Origin of the sequence: Alkaliphilus pronyensis, from assembly GCF_009017275.1 — a bacterium.
GTDB lineage: Bacteria > Bacillota > Clostridia > Peptostreptococcales > Natronincolaceae > Alkaliphilus_C > Alkaliphilus_C pronyensis.
Map to the genome: position 1 here is coordinate 34,114 of NZ_WBZC01000040.1, position 23,795 is coordinate 57,908.

The following is a 23,795-nucleotide window of genomic DNA, read 5'->3' on the forward strand; positions in this document are numbered from 1 at the left end:
AAGGAGGTGAAGATATGAAGGGTATATACATCTCTCCTAGGTCTATCTCTATTGAAAGCGCCAATGGCATGAGCACAAGTGTAGGGGCTGAGGCACCTGGAAAGACAATTACAACAGCGGCTGTAACAGGTGTTTCAACTGGAGCTTCTACAGCTGTTGCAACAGCAGCAGTTGGAGTTCAACCCTATTAGCTGAGGCATTTGGTAAAGCTGGTACAACAGCAGTAGTTGGATGACAGACTAATTGGTACCACCTTTAGGAATATCCTAAAATTAAGATGCCCATGGGAATCATATACCTAAAGGTGGTAAACCAATTAAAGCTTTTGAAGCTAAATTATATCTACTTTATATATATGTATTACCTAAACAAAATTGTAACACATTTATTGCTATTATTTATAATTAAGATTAAATATATACAGCTACATAGTATTTTTTAATAGACCTATAAAACAATTATACAATGGTTTGCCACACAAGAGAATTTAGTAATCTATTAAATTTATAATAGATTAAATAAACTAAGGAAGGGGGTGAAGATATGAAGGGGATATACATTTCTCCAAGATCCATCTCTATTCAAAGCACTAACGGAATGAGCACAAGTGTAGGAGCTGAAGCACATGGTAAGCCTGTAGCATCAGCAGTAGCAACTGGGGCTTCTACAGCCGTTGCAACAGCTGTAGTTGGATCGCAGGTGTAGGAGCTGAGGCATATGGTAAAGCCAGTGCAACAGCAGTAGTTGGATAACAAACTAATTGGTGCCGCCTTTAGACATATCCTAGAATTAAGATGCTCTTGGGAATCATATGTCTAAAGGTGGTAAACCAATTAAAACTATTGTTGTTAAATTATATACACTAATATATATTAACTAACAGAATTGTAACATATTATTCATTATTGCTTATTATTAAGATTAATTATACACAACTACATAGTACTTTTCAATATATGTATATGCTATGAAACCAATTATAAAACAATGGTTTGCTATATAGTACCCTTAAAAATATGTGCTAAAGGCACAAGGAAAGGATGTAGTTTAAATGAAGGACATAATTTTAATAGGAGGAAGCACTTCAAAGGAATCCAGAATAGCTCAACGAAGTCGATATAAGCTGCCTCCAATTGGTATACTTTCATTGTCAGCTGTTTTAAAAATCCATGGCTACAGTGTTGGGGTATGTGACTTGTTTTTCGAAGATTTCAGTAGAAAGCAGTTTATAGAGTATTTACGTTCCTTGTCATCAAATCCATTAATGGTTGGTATAACTGTATATACTGAAAATGAGGCAGAGTGCTTAGAAATAGCTTCTTTAGTTAAAAGGGCTTTTAGTGAAACAAAGGTTGTATTAGGTGGTCCCCATGCCTCCTTTTATGCTTCGGAGTTAATAAAAAACCCAAATATTGATTTTATTGTAAAGGGTGAGGGGGAGTCAAAAATTGCATCTCTTCTTGAGCATATAAAAAACCCCACTGGCTTTCCCGCCAACAACATTGCAGGTGTTACCTCTAAAGTCGATGTTAAAGGGGAAAAAGAAGCAAAAACAATGGAAAGCCTATCAATGATAACTAACCTTGACATCCTGCCCTTTCCCGATTTTACAGAATGGAAGTTTAGCTCTGAGTATTTATCACGGATGTTATCTATGGTGACTTCAAGGGGCTGCCCTTCTAAATGTATATTTTGTGCCTCAAAGGCACTATCAGGATCAAAGTACAGATTCAACTCATCGGAATGGGTATTTTCAATGGTATATTATTACTATAAAAAATATAAGTTCGGTAAGATTGCTTTTTTTGATGATACCCTTTTAGCCAATAAAGCACGAGCAAAGCGTTTCTGTAACTATCTAATATCCTTATCTAACGAAGTACTATTTTCATGGTCCTGTAAAAGCAGAGTAGACATGATTGATGAAGAACTTCTTATAATGCTAAAGAAGGCTGGCTGCAACTCAATTCACTTTGGGATTGAAAGTGCTTCTCAAAGAATATTAGATACAATAGGAAAAAAAGTAACTTTGGAGGACATATATACGGCTTTACAGCTTACCAAAAAGCACGATATACAGGCTGAATGCTCCTTTATTATAGGACTACCCAATGAAACCCTTGAAACAATTGAAGAAACCATCATTCTTGCTGATGTCATAGAGAAGGAAGGCTTTGGAAGTGCTGTATTAGGTGTCACAACTCCCTTCCCAGGTACTGAAATAATGGAGGAGAATGAAAAATATGGATTAAAGATAAAGGTTAAAGATATGCAAAAATATGATTTGTCTACACCAATATGTGAAATTGATGGAGTCACCCTTAATGATTTGAGAAAGGCTTATTTTTACTATAGCCATCAAAGACATAAAACTAATTATCCAAAGCTGTCAGGAAGAAGCTTGAGTGAGGTTGAGGAAATAAGAGAATGCTATATTGATAGCTTGAAGGGAGGCTTAGCAGAAAGTGTTTAATGAAAATATTAATATAAAAGTAGTGTCATCACCAATAAAAATAATTGAGTATGATAATGGGATGGTTGTATTTTTAAACCCTAATAGCTTAAATTGGGTTAGAACCTCTGTAACTGGCCTATGGATTTATAAATACTTAGAAAATAAACCCTGTTCATTTGCAGATTTAATAAAAACCATTGCTGAAAATAACAGCTTGCCAGAAAAGGAGATATACGAGGATGTAAAATACTTCATAGAGGATATGGTGAAATGTGGATTTATGGAGTTGGAATTAGAGGTTTTAAACAATGAAAAGATTAAGATTGTTAAAGAGCTGATGGAGTATGGGTTAAATGAATTATGGCTACAGATTACTTCTGACGGCATTGAACTCTATCAAGCCTCCAAATTAACTGAAAAAACAAGTTTTTTTCCAGTAGAAAACTTGGACAAGCTACTGTCAGAAGCCAAAGCACTGGGAGTTAGTTTTTTAACCATAGCTGGAGGGGAACCCTTACTACATCCACAGTTTCCCCATATACTTAGTAAAGCAAGGTCTGCTTCAAACTGGGTAATAAAGGTTAAAACAACAGCAAGCTTTCCAAACTTTGACTATGTTGATGAAATGATTAAAAACGCAGACATTATTCAAGTAAAATTAGATGGTGTAAAGGAAGAAACCCATGATTTAGTTGGAGGAAAAGGTAATTTTGCAAAGGTTTTTAGCTTGCTTAAATACCTATATCACCATAGTGATAGAGATAAGAAAAAAATTGGTATATCCTTTACCCCATTACAAAACAATATCGATGAAATGGAGTATTTAGTAGAAGTGGGCTATAAATATAAGCTGGATTTTATCCACTTAAATCAAGTGAGGCTACCAGAGTATTACAGGGGGATGGAGGAAGATGAAAGAAATGAGCTTTTCAAGAAAAGCCAGGACATCTTCTTTGATATGGTAGAAAAGAATAACACAATAATTAGTGAAGTGAATCGTGAAGGCTTCAAAAAACTTTTAATAGATGAAACCTTTGCACTATATTATGACCTGTTGGATACAGCTAAGAAGCAAAATTGCGAAGCTGGTATAACAAAGCTATGTATTATAGAAAACGGTGATGTTTTTCCCTGTGCTACTATGAAGGTATATCCAGAGGCACGAGTTGGAAACTGCTTTATAGAGGATGATCTACCAACATTGTATCAAAAAGCAAGAAAATGGAATAAGGATGTTTTTTCAGTAGACAACCATCAGCAATGTAGGGAATGTGATTTTCGTTATTACTGTGGAGGTGGTTGTAGAGCAAGGGTAAAAGCCACCAATGAGCCGGACCTAATGTGTGAAATGATTACCAAATATTATAATAATTTATTTAAGTATTTAGAAGTAATTACACAAAACCAAGACAAAAAGGAGGTAGAGGTGGAGGATGGAAGAATACAACGATTTTTCTTTAAGCACTGTAGTTGAGCCAATGAGTATATTTTGGTTTGACGAAGAAAGCTATATAAAAATCCTTCTAAATGCACCTAAAAGAGAAATATTCCTTACAAGATGTGAGATGGAGGTTTGGAGGCTTATCACAGAGGAGGAGCATTCCCGCCAAAGTATAAATGAAAAGCTTCAACATCAGTATGACGATGAAACAATTCTAAAGGCCCTCATGGAGTTAAAGAGCTGTAACATTATTAATATAAAGAAAAACTTTCTATGGAAGGATGACGAGGACATAATATAAGGCTGGTTAGATTAAGTGGATGAAGGAAAAGGGGTGTATTATGGAATATCAAATTAGAGGGGCAGAGGCAAAGGATGCTGAAGAATTATCAAGGCTGATATATGAATACTATGAAACCTGGGAGAATCAACAGCTCTTCTTAGAATACTATAAAGAAGAGGCCTTAAGAATTAGGCTAGAGAAGGGTATAGAAAAGGGCTTTGTTGCTGTTAAGGATAATAAAGCAATTGGATTGATTTTTTATACTGATAATGGCTTCCATGTAAACATGACACAAATAATTCTTAAGAAAAATATAAGCTATGGAGCTGTGGCTGCCAGTCTTGCACGAACAGCATACAATTCCTTAAATCCAGAAAAAGGATTTAGAAAGGTTATAGCCAGTACAGAGGATTTTAATGAGACTTCTATGATAATGCTGATAAAACTAGGCTTTTTACCAGAAGCATTTATTAGGCACGGATATAGTAAAAATGTTCATCAGATTGTTTGGACACTATACATCGGTGAAGGGGAAGTAGAGGATTATGAACTATATAGGTAGAGTAATTTAGTGAAAATAAACATAATTGTTGTTTTGCTGAACTTAAAAAATAAAAAAGGGTGAAGAGGTATGCTAGTATACGTTTTTCCAGGACAAGGCTCCCAGCATTTAGGCATGGGAAAGGAGATTTTTGATGAGTTTAAGCAGTTAACCGAGATTGCAGATAGCATCTTGGGTTACTCAATTAAAGACCTGTGTATTAATGATCCCCATAAATTACTAGACAAAACTAATTATACTCAACCAGCATTATATATAGTAAATGCCTTATCCTATTTCAAGAGGATTAAAGATAATAATCAAATGCCAAGCTTTTTGGCAGGACATAGCTTAGGAGAATATAATGCACTTTTAGCTGCTGGTGCAATGGATTTTGAAACAGGTTTAAGGCTAGTAATAAAGAGGGGAGAGCTAATGGCACAGGAATCGGATGGAGGAATGGCGGCAATTGTCGGCTTATCAGAGGAGATTGTAAAGGAGCTATTAAGTGAAAATAAATCCTTAAATATTGATATAGCCAATTATAATACGCCATCACAGCTTGTTATTGCAGGAAAAAAGGAAGACATCTATAAAGCAGAGGTAATATTTAAACAGGCTGGAGCATTTTCCTATACAGCACTAAATGTGAGTGGTGCTTTTCATTCAAGATATATGCTTAAGTCAAGTAGGCTGTTTAGTGAATTTCTTAATGGATTTACATTTTCCAATATAAAAATACCAGTAATAGCCAATATTAATGCTAGACCATATAAGCAGTGTGACATTAAGGATAATCTAGTTAAGCAAATAACCCATTCAGTAAAATGGATTGATACCATTAGATTTTTTATGGGAAAAGGTGATGTAAATATTATTCAAATAGGGCCAGGAAACACCCTTAATAGAATCGTAAAGGCAATAATGAGGGATGCTGACCCATTAGTACTAACAGAGGAAGAATATATAAAATATGTTGCCAATTAGCTGAGTGACATTATCGTAGTCTATTATTTATTACAGCCATCTATTAAAATCTCTTGACAAATAACGAAACCACCATTACAATTAAATAGTAATGATAATCAATATCAAATATTGATTAACGAAACAAGGTGTTTAAAACCATATATACATACTTAGTTATTATATATGGTTATTTTTATAATCAATATCAAATGGAGGGCTGTAATAATGAAAAATGTATCAATTATTTTTGGAAGTACAACTGGAAACACTGAAAAGGTTGCAAACCTAATTAAAGATCATATGACTGATTGCAATGTAACTGTATCAAATGTTGTTGATGCAAAGGATGCTATGATTGAATCTGCTGATTTAGTTTTATTTGGATCATCTACATGGGGCTATGGAGAGTTTCAAGATGACTTCGCTCCCTACTATGATAACATGAGCAGTGATCTTCTAAGTGGAAAAAATGTTGCTGTTTTTGGTTGTGGTGACAGTGTAGGCTTTGCAGATGTATATTGTGAAGCAGTAAATTTAATTATTGAGAAAGCATCTGACTGCGGTGCAAAAGTAATTGTTGAAGGCTTAAAGGTTGATGGCGAAGTGGATGACAACCTAGATAAAATAGAGGCCTTCGCAAAATCATTGTTATAAGTACAAGTGATAGATTATTATACATAGTCTAGTCTTATGTCATATCTCACAGTAATAAATGAGTAGTTTAAAAAACCATTAATAATAAAACAGTGGATATTATGCCACTGTTTTAATTTCGAATAAATTAAAAATCTATATCTATAGAGATAATATACTCTTAAGATATTGACATCGATTATCATATGACATAAAAGTACAAATGAGAATAGAATCATGAACATTGCATTTATGACTAATATCTAAGCTATAGATGTAAAGCTTGAAGCTTTTGTCTCCCAAAGACAGGGCTGTATACATATACAAGTAGTAATTTATCTAACTATTCTTTCCGATAGAATAATCTGTAGACTTTCAGCAAGGTGGTCTACTTCATTGGTTTTCAAAGTTAGGGGTGGATATAGGTGAATATAGTTATATGCTTCAGAATAACCAGTAAACACTCCATACTCTAAAAGATGTTTAAAAACCTCTTTAGCACTACAATTATCCTCCAAAACAACAATGTTCATCATTCCTCTGCCACGAATTTCCTTTATTCCACCTACTAATTCGTATACCTCCATTAGCTTTCCTCTTAAATAATTACCAGTTTCATTACCAATATCTATAAGTCCTTCCTTTTTGATTATCTCAATAACACTTCTAGCTATAATACATCCTAGTGGGTCATCTATATGGGATTGTACATATCGAAAGCCTGTTTCCTCAAGGATACTAGCCAGCCCTGAAATAACCAACAGTCCACTTATGGGGTACCCATTACCTAAGCCTTTACCTAGTGCAATAAAATCAGGGGAGGTGTTGCTATTGTTAAAATAATCATAGTGCTGAAAACCAAACCACTTTCCTGTTCTTCCAAAACCTGTGGTAACTTCGTTAGCCACTACATAACCACCAGCAGCCCTCACCTCCTCAGCTAGATAAGCAATAAGCTTTTGAGGTGGACAAAGGACAAGACCTCCTGAGTTTCCAGCCTCAAAGACAAATGAAGCGAAATGTGTGAAGTCTATATAACTGAAATTTCCACACTCTCTGCAATCAATATTTTTACTACAGCTTAAACACTGGGCTACATCAAGGTCAGTCCATAACTGTTGATCCCTTGGTAGTCGTAAATCTGCTGTAGCTCCATGATATGAAATAGATAAAGATAGCTTCATTCTCCTGCCTGTAATAATCTCCGACAGTTTTACGGCTAAAGAAACAGCCTCACTACCTGAGGATAAAAAAGCACCCTTATAGCTGGACTTAAGATTAGCAGCCTCTTCTAATTTCTTAATTAAAGCAGTGGGATGACCTGTATCAAAAAATTGATGGGTATGCATTAGTATATCTACATTTTCTTTTATAGCATCTGTTATTTCCCTTCTATTATGTCCTATAATTGCTGCCCAGCACCCCGATTGAAAATCAATTAATTCTCCGTATTCCTTAGTAGTAATTTTAGTTCCTAAAGTCTTTGTGATTGTTAAGGAAGCCTCTGGTTCTTCAAACATTTTTAATCGTCTGTCACTATTTTTCCTCATATTCTAACCTCCATCTGAACTAAGTTCACTTTATCTCAGCGGCGTTACTAACACTCCCGCTTCTAAAGCAGGAGATAAGTGCCACCAAGCTTCGAAATAAGGGCAACTAGAGTTCACTTGGAGTTAAAACTCCATCTGAACTAAGTTTTCTTTATATAATAAGTATATAATGCTATAATAGGTAGTACAAATCCATTATTTTTAATCTGTACTACTACAAAACTATGTGGGGGATAAGCCATGTTGAATAATAAAATGAGTAAAGTAAGAGAATACATTCTTGATGAGATCAAAAAAGGTAGAATAAAGAAAGGTCAACGGCTACCAAGCTGTAGAGAGTTATCTCGAAAGCTATCAATTAATAAAATAACTATAAACAAAGCTTACAAGCAGCTTGAAAGCCAGTATAGGGTTTATAGTATTCCAAGGGGTGGGTTTTACTTGGTAGAAACTGAAGAAGCCCCAAGCAGCAAAGCTGGTTTAGTAGATTTTAAAAGTGTTGTACCTGATGAGAAGCTTATTCCATATAGAGAGTTTACCCATGCTATAAATAGGGCAGTAGATACATATAAAAATAATCTCTTTGGATACGAAAGGGCTGATGGTCTACAATCTCTAAGGGCTACATTGAAGGGTGAGTTTGAGGGGGATGGAATATATACATCTGCCGACGGTATTATTATTACCCATGGTGCACAACAGGCGATAGCTCTGGTTCTTCAATCTGTTTTCTTAAATACTAAAGGTAAGCTATTGGTAGAAGCACCAACATATAATCTAGTATTAGCTATGGCAAGCAAGCTTGGTATAGAAATTGTGGGAATAGAAAGATCAATAGCTGGATATGATTTTATGGAAATGGAGAGGGTTTTTAAATTGGGGGAAGTAAAAGCCTTTTATACTATACCTAGACATCATAACCCAACTGGATACCTTTTAAGTGAGGTGGATAAAAGGAAGGTGGCTGAGCTTGCAAACAAATACAATGTACTTGTAATAGAGGATGATTATTTAGCAGATTTAGGCTCAAGAAAAAAAGCTCTACCTATTCATTATTATGATATAAACAATAGAACCGCATATATTCGTAGCTTCTCAAAAACCTTTATGCCAGGAATAAGGTTGGGGGCAGCTATTCTTCCTGATTATCTTCACAAAAAAGTATTGGCCCTTAAGCATATAAGTGACTTAAACACTTCTAGTATTCCGCAGGCAGCTTTAGATATATTTATAAAATCTGGAATGTACAAAAAGCATGTTAACAGAGTTAGGAAATCCTATGAGGATAAGCTAAAAAAAGCAGCTGAAATTTTTAAAGCCCTATGTCCCGAAGGCTTATACTACCATATTCCTGATTACGGAATATTCATATGGCTTCAGCTACCGAAGGATATTAAAGATATAGCCCTTCAAAAGAAGCTTGCTGATATGGGTATTAAAGTAAGTAATGGGTCAGAGTTCTTTTCAGGTGGCTGGCTGGAGAAGAATAAAACTCAAAATGATTACATTAGGCTTTGTATATCAGGTGTTGATTATGACAACTTAGATTCATTAGCTACAATAATAAAAGCAATGAATATTAATTAACAGTTTTTTTATCAATATGTGTTGTTAAATATGACATACATATGTCGTGTTTTGAATGTTAAAATATTAATATAATCATTAATATAAGCAAGAAGCTATTGAAGGGAAGAGCTATATGCATTATAAAGAGTATAAAACCATTCTTTCAGCAAAAAACGGAATGAATATATATCGTGGTTGCACCCATGGATGTATCTATTGTGATAGTAGAAGCAACTGCTATCAAATGAAGCATGATTTTGAGGATATTGAAGTAAAGAAAAATGCTCCACAAATACTTGAGGTGGAGCTAATGAAAAGACGAAAAAAAGCCATGATAAGTACAGGGGCAATGGGAGATCCTTATATAGAGCTTGAAGAAGATCTGGAGTATACAAGAAGATGCTTAGAAGTAATTAATAAGCATGGCTTTGGACTTGCAATACAAACAAAATCCACAAGAGTTTTAAGAGATATTGATTTATTAAAATCCATAAATAATCATTCTAAATGTGTTGTTGAATTTACACTTACAACCTATGATGAAGACCTATGCAAAATAGTAGAGCCAAAGGTGTCAACCACTAAGGAACGCTTTGAAGCCCTTAAGGTATTAAGAGATAATGGTATTCCTACTGTTGTATGGCTTACACCCTTTCTACCATATATAAATGATACAGAAGAAAACATTAGGGGTCTTTTAAACTATTGTATAGAAGCAAAGGTTTACGGAATTATAAGCTTTGGAATTGGACTAACCCTAAGGGAGGGGAATCGTGAGTTTTTCTATAAGAAACTAGATGAAAGCTTTCCACATTTAAAGAAAAAGTATATAGATAAATATGGATATTCCTATGTATGCAGCAGCCAAAGTCATAATAAACTAATGAGAATTATACATAGTGAATGTAAAAAACACAATATAGTCTGTAACCCAAACAAAGTATTTTCATATATGAATACATATGAAAGAAAAATAGAGACAAACCAATTAAGTATGTATTCACTTTTTTAACAATTACTATTGACAAAACCAAAAATAAACTATTATATAAGAAAAAATGACTAAGCTTTCATAACTTAGTCATTTTTCTTAATATATTTTAATCCTCAAAATACTCCTTAATAAACTGTGGTACATGCTGTTGATAAAAGCTTCCATAGTCGATTCTATCACCAGCTTCATTATAGAAGGCTACTACATAAATTGGAGAGTCCTCATACCGCCAATGGTTAGCATAGTTCTTAAGGGAAATTTCTATTTTTTCCTTATCAGTGATTTTTAAGCTGCGGCCTTCCCCCATGGAGGCTAAAATCTTATCGGCCTCCTCATAAGAATCAGCTACATTTACCATAATAAATTCAACTTCATCTTTAACTAATCTAGCCTCTTCTAAATAACCCTTTTCCATTAGCCACTCATCAATACTATCAAAGGATTTATACCATGTTACAGCAATACTTTCGTAGAATTCCTTTGTATATTTATCGTATTTTTTAGTTGCTTCTATGATGTTGGTATTTTCATCAGGTTCAGGCTTAAGAAGCAAATCTACAACTCCCCATACTCTAGAATCCCTTAATTCATCATAGTTTGAACTTATTATTTCATCCTGTAATAGCTTTGTTAGCTCCTCAATTTCATCTGAATCATATATTACTAAATCTTTGCTTATATTATCATGATGGGATTCAAAGGTAATTTTTTCGATTTTACTTAAATCTACATTTAATACATCATAATGCATTTTCTTATATTCAATAGAGCTGTTAATTTCTTTTATGTTATCCATATAGGGAGATAGGTCTATACCTTCGTAGCCCCTTGTTATTTTTTTCCCGTTTTTCAGCTGATAAACAAAGTATAGGTTACCACTATTTTCTCCATAGACCTTTTCACTGAATTTCATATTTTTTCTGTTACCTATAATTTCTTTATGGGCATTACTTATTAGTTGTATGTTTTTAGGATCTTTATATAAATATTTATCCTCTTGATGGCGATAGGAGTAATAATTGGTTGCAAAGCATACCCCCTTAATTTCATCAGAAGAGGGTAGCCTTTTCTCATACCCTGTAAAATCTAAGCTAATTCCCACTAAAAGTAAAATAACTGTCCCCATGTAAATAGAATATGATGTTAAGGTTTTTCTATTAATTATTCTAAAGGATTTTTGCAGTATGCCCTCTGCAATAAAATACCCTAAGAATGAAGCAATAGCATATCCAAATAGTATCCAAGCTATGCCTCCACCAACCTCCTGAAAGTACATGCCTGCTGTAAGCATAAAGGAGAAGGCAACTCCGTATTTAAACAAATAGCTTAGATTTTTAAAGACAATGGGCTGCATATTGTTTTCTAGCCTTCTTTTTTGATATAAATACATACCACCTATAAACAAAACTAATACTAACACTAAGTAGCCTATTAGGTTTTTAGCCTCCATTGAGTAGAGACCAATTATCCTATAAAAAGGTGATAGTATCATTAATAAATCATCCTGGTAAACTAAACTAAATCTCCAGCTAAATCCGTACATAAGCGACTGCATATTATATACAACTAAAAATAGTAATCCCATAGGCAGAAAAAGCATTATATAGGTTAATACACCCTGCACCAGTGTAAGTCCCGTTACTGTTCCAACAAAAACAGTAATCATAAAGATTACCATATTCATAACTATGGTAATTGCAGCCCACAGTAAAATATCCTCAAGGCTATAAAATGAATGTAGATTATTTATAATTTGAACTATCCAAGTAATAAAACCATTAGCAATAACTGGAACTGTTAAGAACAGAAAACCAACTAGAGTGTGACTGGTAAAAAGGGTATTCCTTTTAATTGGAAGACTGTGAAGCATATCTGATGATTTTTTTGTCTGTAGATAGTTAAATAGTAACAGAGCTAGAAGAACAGGCACAATAAGTATAAATGCATGCTGAACTCCACCTCCAGTAAAATCTAAAATACCGTATATATGCTTGTAGGGTACAGTCTCTTTAAACTGATTTAGCCTTAAAATAATTTGTAATGGTACTGCAAAAAATAGGGCTATGGTATATAGTATAGGAAACCAATATAGTCTTTTAATGTCGTTTTTTATAATCCCTTTATTTAATAATGATGTTTTCAATGGCATAGCCTACATCCCCCATTTCATAAGTAAATATTTCTTCTAAGGTCAAAGGTAAAATGTCCAATAGAAGAGGTTCAAACTCTGTAAAATGATTTACTAAATCCTTTCTTTCACCCCTTGCAATAAATATGTAGACACTACCACGTTGTTCCTTATACAACAGACTTAGGTTATCATAAATCTCCTTTGAAAGTGGATTTTTAAAGGAAACCTGTATCTTATGTATATCCCTTTTCATGTCATCCATATCCTTTTCCAGCACTATGCTTCCTTCATGTAATATCCCTATATGGTCGCAAAGATCCTCCAGCTCCCTTAAATTATGGGAGGACACTATTATTGTAAGCTGGTGATTGGCTACATCCTGTATTAATAGGTTCTTAACCTTCTGTCTCATTACAGAATCTAATCCATCAAGGGGCTCATCTAAAATCATAACCTTAGGCATTGTTGAAAGGCAAAGCCAAATGGCAACCTGTCTTTGCATACCCTTAGATAGCTTTATAATTTTTTTATTGGTGTCTAAATTAAATACTTTTTGCAGAGCCATATACCTTTCTTGATTCCAGGTTGAATAAATGCTTTTATAAAACTCAGCCATATCATTTATTGTATAGCCAGCAAAATAATATATATTATCTGGAATAAATAAAACCCTATTTTTAAGGGTAGGATTTTCAAAAATCCTCTCTCCAAATATCCTTACCTCTCCTGAATCCTCCTTATATATGCCTGCCAATGTTTTAAGTAATGTAGTTTTACCAGCTCCATTTGAGCCTAGCAAGCCATATATTGACCCCTCCTTAACAGATAAATCTACACCCTTTAACGCCTTTATATCATCAAAATCCTTTGTTAGATTTTTTACTTCAATCATGGGTTTTGTCACCTCCAACAATCTTTTCAGCACTTGATATTAGCTGTAATATTTCATCTCTTGACATACCTATGTACATAGCCTCCGACAAAATTTTAATTAACTCCTTTTTTAGTGCATTTTTCTTTTCTGTATATTTGCTTTCTATAACCGATGCCACAAAATTCCCCTTTCCCTGTATAGTGTAGATGAAGCCTTCTCTTTCAAGCTCTCTATAGGCTTTTTGTATTGTATTTGGATTAATTGTTAGCTGCTGAGCTAAGGCTCTTACTGAAGGCAGCTGTTCATCAGGCTTCAACACTTCACTAATAATTAGCTGCTTCATCTTTTCAATTAACTGCTCATAAATAGGTAGTCGACTTCTCAAGTCTAGTTCAAACATTTATTTCCTCCTTTCTGTATTAAGCGTACTAACTGTATTATTATATGTAATACAATATTACTATACAACAGATTTTTAAATTTGTAAAGAAAAAATTTTGTTAGAGATGATAATAGTGAATTTCAACGGTTAGATAGATTTTACATGTGGATATAATATATAAAAAATAAATAAATTCTGTAAAATAGACTGTAGAATGCTTATAATAAAAAAGAATATAGAAAAGCTGTAAATCAAGCATATAGCACATACCATCAAATGATGTAAATTAATATATTTTTAGTTAAAGAAGGGAGTTTAACAATAGAATGGAAAAAGAGGAAATAATAAAGGACTTTTTTAAAAACCGCATAGGTGTTTTAGCAACCATGCATAAAAAAGAAACAGTAATATCACCAATACTGGAAAAGGAGCTTGGAATTAGGATAATTGTACCTGAGGCCTTTAATACCGATGAGTTCGGTACCTTCACCAGAGATATAGAACGTAGGGGAAATCAATTAGAAACAGCAAAATATAAGGCAGAGGCTGTAATGGAATTAACAGGAGAAACCCTAGCCTTAGCAAGTGAAGGCTCCTTTGGGCCTCATCCTATAACCCCCTTTTTACCCTTTAATAGAGAAATAGTTGTATTCATTGACAAAGAAAATGATTTAGAGCTTATTGGTGAAGCAGCAACTACAGCTACCAATTTCAATCATAAACCAGTAAAAAGCCTACAAGAAGCCCATGAGTTTGCTATAGAAGCTGGTTTTCCAGAGCATGGAGTAGTTGTAAAAACTAAAGAGCTTTCTAAAAAGGAGGATGAAATATTTAAAGGTATAACAACAATGAAGGACCTTGAGCTTGCAGTTAATTCAGCCCTATCAGGGTCTATTGATGGAGTAATACATATAGAAACAGATATGAGGGCCCTATATAATCCTACCCGCATGAAAAACATAGAGGCAGCAACAAGGGATCTTGTTAAGAAGATATATAACCTTTGTCCCAAATGTTTATGGCCAGGATTCACATTGGTGGATAGAAAAGCAGGCTTACCCTGTGGGTGGTGTGGAATACCTACAGATTTAACCTTGAGCCTTTTATACAGCTGTAAAAAATGTGGATATAATCAACAGCAGCTTTACCCAGAAGGAATTAAAAAAGCTGACCCAGGAAGGTGTAAATTTTGCAATCCTTAATGAAAAAAGTCCTAAAAAAATTAATGTAATTATCTGTTTGCCTATAAAATATATTGGGTAGTAATAAACAAATTAATATTTTATAAAAAGGAGAAGACAATATGGACATAAGCATGAACAGAATAATATTTGCCTTTAGCCTAACATTATTTGCAGGCTTATCAACAGGCATAGGAAGTGCTTTAGCCTTTTACACAAAGCAAACGAATAAGAAGTTTTTATCAGGGGCTTTGGGATTTTCTGCAGGGGTAATGATTTATGTTTCAATGGTAGAGATTTTTGTTAAATCTCGAGATTCACTGGAGCTTGTATATGGAGCTACTAAGGGCTATTGGGTTACAACTATTGCCTTCTTCGGTGGAATTGCACTAATAGCTATAATTGATAAACTTGTTCCAAGTGCTGAAAACCCCCATCATATTCGGGATGTAAAGGAAATGAAAAAGGAAAAGGTTAAGGATCATGAGTTACTAAGAATGGGATTGTTTTCGGCCTTAGCAATAGCAATACACAACTTTCCAGAGGGTTTAGCAACCTTTACCAGTGCAGTACAGGATCCTACTCTTGGTATAAGCATTGCTGTGGCAATAGCAATACATAATATTCCCGAAGGTATTGCAGTTTCTATACCTATCTACTATGCAACAGGTAGTAAGGGAAAAGCATTTTTATACTCTTTCTTATCAGGACTATCGGAGCCACTTGGAGCAATATTAGGTTATTTTCTACTAATGAGATTCTTTAATGATGCAATGTTTGGTATTATATTTGCTGGTGTTGCTGGTATCATGGTTTACATCTCTTTAGATGAGCTACTTCCAACTGCAGAAAAATACGGTGAGCATCACATTGCTATTTATGGCTTAATTTCGGGAATGGCGGTAATGGCCTTAAGTCTACTATTGTTTGCATAAATAGTATTATATTATATTAAAGTCTACAAAAATCATACTACTAAAAAGCTGATACTGACAAGAATTATTATAGTTTTACAATTAAAAAATAGGCTCCCTCAACTACTATTATATGCTACGTTAAGGGAGTTTTTTGTTGTTTTTATTTTTATATGAATTAAACAGTTTAAAATTAAACAGTTATTATAATAATAATATTGACTAATACTATAAAGTAATTTATACTGTAATTAAGTTTACGATATAAACTAGGGAGGTTGTTGAAATGTCAAAGAAAATTGAAATGGAAAAACTGGTGGATGACCTAGTTTTTATTAAGCAGGCAATAAGGAAAAATAATAATGTCTTTAAGTATTTTTCTGTTAGTAGGGCAATGAAATGGGTTTTATTGTATGCAGGTATATTAATTATTTCCCTATCTCTGCTTATAAATACCATAATAACCAGATATGCTTCCTGGCAGCTGGCACCTACAGGCTTAAAGCTTCTCATTTATGGCGCAGCTATTGTAGGTCTATTGGTAATAGTAGTTATTAAGCTAAGAACAATAGTAAAGGCTGCAAAATCAGTTGAATCAGATATGTCAGTGGTAAAGCTAATTAAGGAAGTATATACAGGTCAAACACTTATGATTATCATTCCATATTTTATATCTATTGTTTTAATTATTACTTTTTTTAATCAACAGGACTTAAATCATTTTATTGCTCCCTTTTTAGCTGTTTTATTTGGTTTACTAACAAACTCTTTAGTAAATGTTTTTCATGTTAAAGAAATGATTGTTATGGGTGATTGGTTAATTTTAACTGGATTTATAGCTCTGTTTTTCCTAAACCCTTTAAACCCAGCTATAATTGTAGCACTAACCTTTGGGCTTGGATGTATAATAATGTACTTAGCTATACTATTCTCCACCAAAAGGGAGGAGGAATGAATAATTGGGTGATAAGTTTGCGGTAGATATTGACAAGGTTATTCATGAGAGGGCTAGATTGTTGATTTTATCATATTTAGCAAGTAATAGTGGTAAAAAAATTCAGTTTAATGAGTTAAAGGAAAGCTTAAGCTTTACATCTGGTAACCTTTCGGTTCAGCTTAAGAATCTTGAAGAGGTAAAATATATTAAAATTCATAAAAGAATAAAGGATAACAAACCCCAAACCAGTGTTTCTTTAACACCAGAAGGATTAAAGGCACTAAAGGAATATTTAAAGGTGATGGAGGATTTAATCAAAACAGTAAATAATCAAGAGGACAATTAGGAGGGAAAAAAATGATAAATGTTAAAGGATTGTATCATGACTATTCCGGTAAGGGAAAGTATGCTGTTAGTGATATTAGCTTTCATATTAAAAAGGGTGAGATACTGGGTTTCTTAGGACCAAGTGGTGCAGGTAAAAGTACTGTGCAAAATATTATGATTGGTCTTTTAAAGCTTCAAAAGGGGGAAGTCAGCTATGACGGCAGAAGTGTTAGCCGGTTGGATAACAGCTTTTACAATAATATTGGAGTTTCCTTTGAGCATCCAAACTTATACACGAGATTAACAGGCTATGAAAATCTTAAATATTTTGCAGGGCTTTTTAAGGTGCCAACAAGAGATCCAATGGAGCTACTAGATCAAGTAGGATTAATTGATTCTGCCAATAAAAAAGCTGGGGCATATTCAAAGGGTATGAAGCAAAGGTTGGTATTTGCAAGGGCTTTAATAAATAATCCAAATATTCTTTTTTTAGATGAGCCTACCTCTGGACTAGACCCTACAACCGCCAATAAGATAAAAGCAATGATAAAGAAAAGGCAAGAGGATGGCTGCACCATACTATTGACAACCCATAACATGTTTGCCGCCGATGAGCTTTGTGATAGAGTAGCCTTTATTAATGATGGTAAAATTGTTGCATGTGATTCACCTCGTAATTTAAAGCTTCAGTATGGCGAGAAATCGGTGCTTGTAGAATTACAAGAGGGAAAAGAAATATCTAAAAAAATATTCTTTTTAGATAATGAAAAGGATAGAAAAAGCTTTAATGAGGTTGTTAACTCAAAAAACATTCAAACAATCCATTCTCAAGAGGCAACACTAGAACAGATCTTTATTAGGCTAACTGGAAGGGAGTTGGCATAATGCTAAAGGGTTTAATGAACCTATTCAAAAAAGATATGATAATTGCCTTAAGAAACTCATTGTTTTGGGTTTTAATTGTAACTCTTATTCTAATGATAGGTATGGTTAGATTTTTAATTCCTGATGAAATTCAATTGACTGATAACAGGCTTATATTTGACAATAGCCAAGACAAAGCCCTAGAGAAGGCTCTTCTATATGGGGGGCTTAGTGAAGAAAACATACTCCAAAGTGAAGAAGAGGTTATAGAAGGGGTACGGGAGAATTCTCAAAGTATAGGTATAATTTACGAAGGATCGCTTGAAAGCCCTAGATTTACGGTTGTTCATCATGGGAAAATAAATCCACAGCAGAAAAAGCTTATTGACGCATCTTTAAAGGGATTAATGTCTGCCTTAACAGGGACTAACACAGAAGAAGCATATCAATTAGAGTTTATAAGACCGCAGGCACCACCAATCTCGAAAAAGCTAACCACAATACCTACATTGCTGGTATTCGAGGTATTAATACTGGGCTTTATGTATATAGCATTATTCATGTTTCAAGAAAAGGAAGAGGGTAGCATTAGAGCATATAGGATTTCCCCAGGTAATACATCCCAATATATTTTATCTAAAACACTGGTTTTTACTGTAGTTGGATTAGTTTATGGTTTTTCACTAGTATTATTAACAGTAGGAACAGACTTTAATTTTCTTTACCTAGCTTTAACAATAGTGTTAGGCTCAGCACTATATACATTCTTGGGTGGAATTGTTGGAGTATTCTTTAATAATATATCTGAGTGGTTTGCTATAGGAGTAAGTCTACTAGTAATTAATATGATTCCTATCATATCTAGTCTTTACCCAGCCTTTTCACCAAAATTTGTGACATATATACCATCATATTCTATATTATTGATTTTTAATGAAATATTATTCCCCACGGGAAAGCAGCTATTTAGCACAACCTTGGCTATAGTTGCCTTAACCATAGTAGCCTATATTGCTTGTCATCTATTAGTTGAAAATAAGCTAATGAAGGAGGGTCGTTAATGAAAAGAATTATTAGTATAATAACTCAAGATTTATCAACTGCTCTAAGAGATAATATTCTAGTTTATATGCTTATTGCTCCCCTTTTGCTTTCCTTTGGGGCAAGTATGCTGATTCCTTCAGTTGAGGATACTAGCATTAGATTTGCCGTTGAAAACAGTCTTCAGAAGGAGCTTGTAATGGATTTACGTGAATATGGTGAGGTAGAAGAATACGATTCTATTGATGAAGTAAGAAATAGAGTTGAAAAAAATGATGCTATTGTAGGTGTTGTTGAAGGGGAGGGGAAGTTAACCCTATTATTTGAAGGTAATGAGCCACAAGAGGTTATAGATACCTATAAAGCTGTATTAAGTAACATTATGTCAAATAAAAGCAACGTTGATGTACAGCATAAAAGTCTAGATCAAAGGGGTTCAATTTTAAAGGAATTTATAACAATAGCTATGATTATGACAACCCTAATGATTTCCGGGGTAATATCTGGCTTTAATATTGTTGCTGAAAGGGAATCTAAGGCAATAAATGCAATTGCTGTGTCTCCCTTGACAACTAGAGGCTATATTATGGCAAGGGGTATACTTTCTAATATAATTGCTATTATACTTGCCATAGGCAGTAGTATCATACTGGTGTCATTTAATATTGATTATAGTAATTTATTAATTATATTAATTCTATCATCATTTTTAACGACATTATTGGGCTTAATAGTAGGGGCTTTTGCACAAAATCAGTTAACAGCAATAGCAGTTATAAAGCTCTTAACACCTCTATATGTTGCTATCCCAATGCTGTCCTTTCTTATACCAGACAGATTAAGCTTTTTATTATACTGGCTTCCTAACTATTGGCAATTTCAAGCCTTAAGCAATATATATTTCAGCTTTCCACAGGAAGTTACCTTTTTAAATGCTTCTATACTAACCTTTATAACAAGTGGTATTTATCTATTACTATTTAGTAAATATCTAGGTAAAAAACTAAATCTAAGATAGGAGGTGGAAAAATGAACTTAGCATGGTACTGGTGGGCTTTAATTGCTGTTGTTGTAATAGCTGGAGGTTATTTTAAGCTAAAGATTTTTAAAAAGCTAATGAATAAAGATAATAAACACCAGGAATAGAATTAAACCTATTGGTCTACATAGACCAATAGGTTTAATATAATATAAAGCAGATAATTTAATAAAACCCCATGACCTATCGGTTCTTTTATGAGCTGATAGGTTTTTTAAACTAATTTTGCGTAAGGGTCACAAAAGAATATACTAAAAAAGGCAGGGTATAATAGGTATGATTTATCTAATATTACCTATTACAAAAGAAAGTCTATGCAATAAATTTGCAGGAATTTAAGAAAAAATGAAGAATAATAGTATTAGATGCATGAAGGTAAACGATTTCATCCATATAAATCTTGCATCATTTTTTATGGTAATATCAGTACCTTAAGCTTCAACGTCCCACTTATTTCAAAGCTTGGTGGCACTTATATCCCTCTTAAGAGGCGGGAGTTTTTGTAATGCCGCTGAGATAAACATACTACGCATTAAAAAACTATAAGGAGGTAGCTAAATGAATAAAAAGGACTTAAATGTAATGGGATTTGCTACAAAGGCTATACATGGAGGCTATAAGAAGAATGAAGTTGGAGCATTGGCAACACCTATATATCAATCTTCAACCTTTGTATTTGATTCAGCAGAGCAGGGTGGAAATAGGTTTGCAGGTGAAGAATGCGGTTATATTTATACAAGGCTAGGAAACCCCACCAATACTCAATTAGAAGAAAAGCTAGCACTGTTAGAGGGAGCAGAGGAGGCAATATCTGTCGCATCCGGTATGGGGGCAATTACCTCTGCCATTTGGTCGGCGGTTGAAGCTGGTGACCATATTATAGCATCACAAACTCTATATGGGTGCACATATGCCTACCTAAGTCATGGAATCACTAAGTTTGGAGTTGATGTTACATTTATAGATACCACTAATCCCGATAATGTTATGGAGGCAATGAGACCTAATACTAAGGTTGTATACTTAGAAACTCCTGTAAACCCAACCTTAGAAATAGCTGATATTGAAGCTATAAGTAATATAGCCCATAAAAACAAAAAGTGTTTAGTAATGGTGGACAATACTTTTTGCACTCCATATATACAAAAGCCTATTGAGCTTGGGGCAGATGTAGTTATTCATTCTGCAACTAAGTATCTTAATGGACATGGAGATGTTATTGCTGGTTTTGTAGCTGGCTCAAAGGAGTTTATCAGTAAAGTTCGATTATTTGGGGTTAAAGACATGACTGGGGCCAGCTTAAGTCCCTTTGATGCGTTTCTAATTATTAGAGGAATGAAAACCTTAGAGGTGCGTATGGATAAGCATTGTGATAATGCAGTAAAGGTTGCGGAATTTCTTCGACAACATCCTGCGGTAGACAAAGTATATTTTACTGGCTTTGATGATTTTCCTCAATCCTCCCTTGTGAAAAAGCAGATGAAGCTACCTGGTGCTATTATAGCCTTCGAAATTAAAGGTGGTTTAGAGGAAGGTAAAAAAGTAATGGATGGTGTGAAGCTGTGTCAACTGGCAGTAAGTCTAGGAGATGCAGAAACCCTAATTCAACATCCAGCATCAATGACCCATTCACCCTACACTCCAGAAGAAAGATTAAAATGCGGAATAAGTGACGGATTAATTAGATTATCCGTTGGATTGGAAACTCCAGAAGACATAATTAATGACCTTAAAGAAGCTTTAGATGCAATACTATAAAGAGAATGCTGCAAAATAAGCTGGTACAATATCACTGCATCAGCTTATTTTTCAAATTAGATTGTTTTTATTTTAACAATACCTAAAGAGGAAAACGGTTACATACTATATAAATTATACAACAATAAAACCGTTGGTATAACATGGTTACAGCCATTAAATCAATAAAACACCATTTTACTGTTTGTTTTTGATATAATAGTTTGTATAATCTGTACAAAGGCAAAGTAGCTATAAAAGTTGTATATTTATAATTAACTAATGTTTCAAAAATATTCGAAACATTAAAAAAAAGGAGTGGAGTGGTTTTATGACAAAAATTATTTATCCATGGTTTAAACGGGAAGATATCGACGGCTTCTTTGCTTTATTCCAAAACAATTTAGCAAACTTTGTTCTTATTGCTGTAACCATGATCGCAATTGGTTATCCTGGTAGTATAGTCTATGGAAGGGTTATTCCAGGGGCAGCAATATCGGTATTAGTAGGAAATCTCTACTATGCACGTATGGCAGGAAGACTTGCCATTAAAGAAAACAGAACAGACGTAACAGCTTTGTCCTATGGAATTAGTACTCCTGTTATGTTTATCTACCTGTTTGGTGTTCTAAAGCCAGCACTAGACCTAACTGGTGACCCAGAGATAGCATGGAAAATAGGTATGGCAGCATGTCTTTTGGGTGGAGCAGTAGAAGCATTAGGTAGTATTATTGGTAAATGGGTTAGAGACAACCTTCCAAGAGCTTCTATGCTTGGTGCCCTTGCTGGAGTTGCCTTCACCTTTATTGGGGGAGAATTATTTTTTAGAACCTTTGAAATGCCTGTAATAGGAATGATAGTATTAGCAATTATTTTAATTGGTTTAATAGCAAAAAAGGCAATGCCCTTTAGAATACCAGCTTCCTTATTTGCTATCATAATAGGTACAGTTTTAGCCTATACACTAAGACAATCAGACGTTTCTCAAATTGCTGCTGGTCTTGACACAGTTGGATTTTATCCTCCATTACCAACCTTAGGCTTCATAGAAGGAATACAATATTTAACTGGACCACTTTTAAGCTTACTTGCAATTCTACTTCCTATTTCTATATATAACTTTATAGAAACTATGAATAACGTAGAAGCAATGGCTTCAGCTGGAGACAATTATAACGTTCAAGAAGCACAGCTGGCTGACGGTGTTGGTACTATGATAGGAAGCTTATTTGGTGGAGTATTCCCAACAACTGTTTATATTGCATCTATTGGATCAAAATGGATGGGTGCAGGAAGAGGTTATTCTGTAGTAAATGGTATTATGTTTATGCTGGCTTCAACCTTTGGTATAGTAGCAGCTGTATCCAAGATTATCCCAGTGCCTGTAATCGCTCCAATTCTTGTATTTGTTGGTATATCCATGATTTCTCAAGCCTTTGGCTCAGTTAAGCAAAAGCACTATCCAGCCATTGTGTTGGCTATGTTCCCTTACTTTGGAAACTATATTATGACTAGATTTGGTAAAGCAGCTGGAGATGTAGTAAATAATATTTCTACAGGTATCGTTCCATTAGGTCAAGGGGCAATGTTCTCGGGATTAATATGGGGAGCTATTCTTGTATATATCCTTGATAACGATTACAAAAAGGCAGCAATTGCATCTGGAGCTGGTGCTTTGTTGGCAGCAACTGGATTTATGCATGCTCCAAAGCTAAGCTTTTTATATGACTATCAATATGCCTTAGGATATTTAGTAATGGGTGCTATGTTTATTATCTTCAATTATGCCTTTAAGGATAAGCTTGAAAGAGAAGGCAAGCTAGAAGAGGATGTAGTACTAGACTTCCAAGATTAATTTCAATAAAAGAATATGTTTTAGGTATAGTGGGGAAGCATTGATAAATGCTTCTCCATTTTTGTGCGACAGGCAGTC

General features: G+C 34.1%; 23 protein-coding genes. 19 read left to right on the plus strand and 4 right to left on the minus strand.

Annotated elements, in window-relative coordinates; genetic code table 11:
- Positions 1-14: 14 nt before the first annotated feature.
- The 8 genes from F8154_RS15135 to F8154_RS10800 all read left to right on the plus strand — a co-directional run bounded on the left by F8154_RS15135 (position 15) and on the right by F8154_RS10800 (position 6,343).
- Positions 15-191, plus strand: a complete 177-nt coding sequence (locus F8154_RS15135) for a hypothetical protein (protein ID WP_192930255.1) — start codon at positions 15-17, stop codon at positions 189-191.
- A gap of 352 nt (positions 192-543) precedes the next feature.
- Complete coding sequence (locus tag F8154_RS15140; protein WP_192930256.1) at positions 544-705, plus strand: hypothetical protein; 162 nt, start codon at positions 544-546, stop codon at positions 703-705.
- Positions 706-1,051: 346 nt separating this feature from the next.
- A complete protein-coding gene (locus F8154_RS10775; protein WP_151861626.1) occupies positions 1,052-2,473 on the plus strand; it encodes a B12-binding domain-containing radical SAM protein in 1,422 nt (473 codons plus the stop codon).
- Positions 2,466-3,929, plus strand: a complete 1,464-nt coding sequence (locus F8154_RS10780) for a radical SAM/SPASM domain-containing protein (protein WP_151861627.1) — start codon at positions 2,466-2,468, stop codon at positions 3,927-3,929. The genes F8154_RS10775 and F8154_RS10780 overlap by 8 nt, the downstream gene beginning before the upstream one ends.
- On the plus strand, positions 3,889-4,197 hold the full coding sequence (locus F8154_RS10785) for a hypothetical protein (RefSeq protein WP_151861628.1): 309 nt from the start codon (positions 3,889-3,891) through the stop codon (positions 4,195-4,197). Before F8154_RS10780 ends, F8154_RS10785 begins: the two co-directional genes overlap by 41 nt.
- Before the next feature lie 40 nt (positions 4,198-4,237).
- Positions 4,238-4,741: a hypothetical protein gene (locus tag F8154_RS10790; protein ID WP_151861629.1), complete on the plus strand. Its 504-nt coding sequence runs from the start codon at positions 4,238-4,240 to the stop codon at positions 4,739-4,741.
- A 69-nt stretch (positions 4,742-4,810) separates the two neighbouring features.
- A complete protein-coding gene (gene fabD, locus F8154_RS10795) occupies positions 4,811-5,707 on the plus strand; it encodes an ACP S-malonyltransferase (protein ID WP_151861630.1) in 897 nt (298 codons plus the stop codon).
- 207 nt (positions 5,708-5,914) lie between these two features.
- Positions 5,915-6,343 carry a flavodoxin gene (locus tag F8154_RS10800; protein WP_151861631.1) on the plus strand — a complete coding sequence of 143 codons (429 nt, stop codon included), beginning with the start codon at positions 5,915-5,917 and terminating at the stop codon, positions 6,341-6,343.
- A 314-nt stretch (positions 6,344-6,657) separates the two neighbouring features.
- Here F8154_RS10800 and F8154_RS10805 read toward each other — a convergent pair whose 3' ends face one another.
- Complete coding sequence (locus tag F8154_RS10805) at positions 6,658-7,872, minus strand: aminotransferase class III-fold pyridoxal phosphate-dependent enzyme (RefSeq protein ID WP_151861632.1); 1,215 nt, start codon at positions 7,870-7,872, stop codon at positions 6,658-6,660.
- A gap of 240 nt (positions 7,873-8,112) precedes the next feature.
- Here F8154_RS10805 and F8154_RS10810 point away from each other — a divergent pair, with 240 nt between their 5' ends.
- The gene (locus F8154_RS10810; RefSeq protein ID WP_151861633.1) at positions 8,113-9,459 is read left to right on the plus strand and encodes an aminotransferase-like domain-containing protein; all 1,347 of its coding nucleotides are present in this window, start codon (positions 8,113-8,115) and stop codon (positions 9,457-9,459) included.
- Positions 9,460-9,574: 115 nt separating this feature from the next.
- Positions 9,575-10,453, plus strand: coding sequence for an SPL family radical SAM protein (locus F8154_RS10815; RefSeq protein WP_151861634.1), 879 nt, complete (start codon positions 9,575-9,577; stop codon positions 10,451-10,453).
- Positions 10,454-10,541: 88 nt separating this feature from the next.
- Here the strand turns inward: F8154_RS10815 and F8154_RS10820 are convergent, their stop codons facing one another.
- Genes F8154_RS10820 through F8154_RS10830 form a run of 3 tightly spaced genes read right to left on the minus strand, consistent with a single transcriptional unit; the run spans position 10,542 to position 13,840 of the window.
- On the minus strand, positions 10,542-12,584 hold the full coding sequence (locus tag F8154_RS10820) for a DUF6449 domain-containing protein (RefSeq protein ID WP_151861635.1): 2,043 nt from the start codon (positions 12,582-12,584) through the stop codon (positions 10,542-10,544).
- On the minus strand, positions 12,556-13,458 hold the full coding sequence (locus F8154_RS10825) for an ABC transporter ATP-binding protein (protein ID WP_151861636.1): 903 nt from the start codon (positions 13,456-13,458) through the stop codon (positions 12,556-12,558). The genes F8154_RS10820 and F8154_RS10825 overlap by 29 nt, the downstream gene beginning before the upstream one ends.
- Entirely contained in the window at positions 13,451-13,840 is a 390-nt protein-coding gene (locus tag F8154_RS10830) for a GntR family transcriptional regulator (protein ID WP_151861637.1), read from the minus strand. Before F8154_RS10830 ends, F8154_RS10825 begins: the two co-directional genes overlap by 8 nt.
- Before the next feature lie 308 nt (positions 13,841-14,148).
- Here F8154_RS10830 and F8154_RS10835 point away from each other — a divergent pair, with 308 nt between their 5' ends.
- The 9 genes from F8154_RS10835 to F8154_RS10875 all read left to right on the plus strand — a co-directional run bounded on the left by F8154_RS10835 (position 14,149) and on the right by F8154_RS10875 (position 23,717).
- Positions 14,149-15,024, plus strand: coding sequence for a DUF6671 family protein (locus F8154_RS10835; RefSeq protein WP_151861638.1), 876 nt, complete (start codon positions 14,149-14,151; stop codon positions 15,022-15,024).
- Between the two features lie 113 nt (positions 15,025-15,137).
- Positions 15,138-15,938, plus strand: a complete 801-nt coding sequence (gene zupT / locus F8154_RS10840) for a zinc transporter ZupT (RefSeq protein WP_151861647.1) — start codon at positions 15,138-15,140, stop codon at positions 15,936-15,938.
- A 265-nt stretch (positions 15,939-16,203) separates the two neighbouring features.
- Positions 16,204-16,872, plus strand: coding sequence for a hypothetical protein (locus tag F8154_RS10845; RefSeq protein ID WP_151861639.1), 669 nt, complete (start codon positions 16,204-16,206; stop codon positions 16,870-16,872).
- 4 nt (positions 16,873-16,876) lie between these two features.
- Entirely contained in the window at positions 16,877-17,200 is a 324-nt protein-coding gene (locus tag F8154_RS10850; protein WP_151861640.1) for a transcriptional regulator, read from the plus strand.
- Between the two features lie 11 nt (positions 17,201-17,211).
- Positions 17,212-18,066: an ABC transporter ATP-binding protein gene (locus F8154_RS10855; RefSeq protein WP_151861641.1), complete on the plus strand. Its 855-nt coding sequence runs from the start codon at positions 17,212-17,214 to the stop codon at positions 18,064-18,066.
- Entirely contained in the window at positions 18,066-19,106 is a 1,041-nt protein-coding gene (locus tag F8154_RS10860; protein WP_151861642.1) for an ABC transporter permease, read from the plus strand. Before F8154_RS10855 ends, F8154_RS10860 begins: the two co-directional genes overlap by 1 nt.
- Entirely contained in the window at positions 19,106-20,104 is a 999-nt protein-coding gene (locus F8154_RS10865; RefSeq protein ID WP_151861643.1) for an ABC transporter permease, read from the plus strand. The genes F8154_RS10860 and F8154_RS10865 overlap by 1 nt, the downstream gene beginning before the upstream one ends.
- Positions 20,105-20,683: 579 nt before the next feature.
- Positions 20,684-21,883 (plus strand): methionine gamma-lyase, encoded by a 1,200-nt coding sequence (gene megL, locus F8154_RS10870; RefSeq protein WP_151861644.1) that lies wholly within the window; start codon positions 20,684-20,686, stop codon positions 21,881-21,883.
- Positions 21,884-22,193: 310 nt separating this feature from the next.
- Positions 22,194-23,717, plus strand: coding sequence for a solute carrier family 23 protein (locus F8154_RS10875; RefSeq protein WP_151861645.1), 1,524 nt, complete (start codon positions 22,194-22,196; stop codon positions 23,715-23,717).
- Positions 23,718-23,795 lie beyond the last annotated feature (78 nt).

Coding starts and splice junctions, on each gene's coding strand:
- F8154_RS10830 (WP_151861637.1), bottom strand. CDS start 13,840: ATGTTTGAACTAGACTTGAGAAGTCGACTACCTATTTATGAGCAGTTA.
- F8154_RS15135 (WP_192930255.1), top strand. CDS start 15: ATGAAGGGTATATACATCTCTCCTAGGTCTATCTCTATTGAAAGCGCC.
- F8154_RS10810 (WP_151861633.1), top strand. CDS start 8,113: ATGTTGAATAATAAAATGAGTAAAGTAAGAGAATACATTCTTGATGAG.
- F8154_RS10775 (WP_151861626.1), top strand. CDS start 1,052: ATGAAGGACATAATTTTAATAGGAGGAAGCACTTCAAAGGAATCCAGA.
- F8154_RS10815 (WP_151861634.1), top strand. CDS start 9,575: ATGCATTATAAAGAGTATAAAACCATTCTTTCAGCAAAAAACGGAATG.
- F8154_RS10875 (WP_151861645.1), top strand. CDS start 22,194: ATGACAAAAATTATTTATCCATGGTTTAAACGGGAAGATATCGACGGC.
- zupT (WP_151861647.1), top strand. CDS start 15,138: ATGAACAGAATAATATTTGCCTTTAGCCTAACATTATTTGCAGGCTTA.
- F8154_RS10790 (WP_151861629.1), top strand. CDS start 4,238: ATGGAATATCAAATTAGAGGGGCAGAGGCAAAGGATGCTGAAGAATTA.
- F8154_RS10855 (WP_151861641.1), top strand. CDS start 17,212: ATGATAAATGTTAAAGGATTGTATCATGACTATTCCGGTAAGGGAAAG.
- F8154_RS10820 (WP_151861635.1), bottom strand. CDS start 12,584: ATGCCATTGAAAACATCATTATTAAATAAAGGGATTATAAAAAACGAC.
- F8154_RS10860 (WP_151861642.1), top strand. CDS start 18,066: ATGCTAAAGGGTTTAATGAACCTATTCAAAAAAGATATGATAATTGCC.
- F8154_RS10845 (WP_151861639.1), top strand. CDS start 16,204: ATGTCAAAGAAAATTGAAATGGAAAAACTGGTGGATGACCTAGTTTTT.
- F8154_RS10800 (WP_151861631.1), top strand. CDS start 5,915: ATGAAAAATGTATCAATTATTTTTGGAAGTACAACTGGAAACACTGAA.
- F8154_RS15140 (WP_192930256.1), top strand. CDS start 544: ATGAAGGGGATATACATTTCTCCAAGATCCATCTCTATTCAAAGCACT.
- F8154_RS10785 (WP_151861628.1), top strand. CDS start 3,889: ATGGAAGAATACAACGATTTTTCTTTAAGCACTGTAGTTGAGCCAATG.
- F8154_RS10865 (WP_151861643.1), top strand. CDS start 19,106: ATGAAAAGAATTATTAGTATAATAACTCAAGATTTATCAACTGCTCTA.
- megL (WP_151861644.1), top strand. CDS start 20,684: ATGAATAAAAAGGACTTAAATGTAATGGGATTTGCTACAAAGGCTATA.
- F8154_RS10825 (WP_151861636.1), bottom strand. CDS start 13,458: ATGATTGAAGTAAAAAATCTAACAAAGGATTTTGATGATATAAAGGCG.
- F8154_RS10835 (WP_151861638.1), top strand. CDS start 14,149: ATGGAAAAAGAGGAAATAATAAAGGACTTTTTTAAAAACCGCATAGGT.
- fabD (WP_151861630.1), top strand. CDS start 4,811: ATGCTAGTATACGTTTTTCCAGGACAAGGCTCCCAGCATTTAGGCATG.
- F8154_RS10805 (WP_151861632.1), bottom strand. CDS start 7,872: ATGAGGAAAAATAGTGACAGACGATTAAAAATGTTTGAAGAACCAGAG.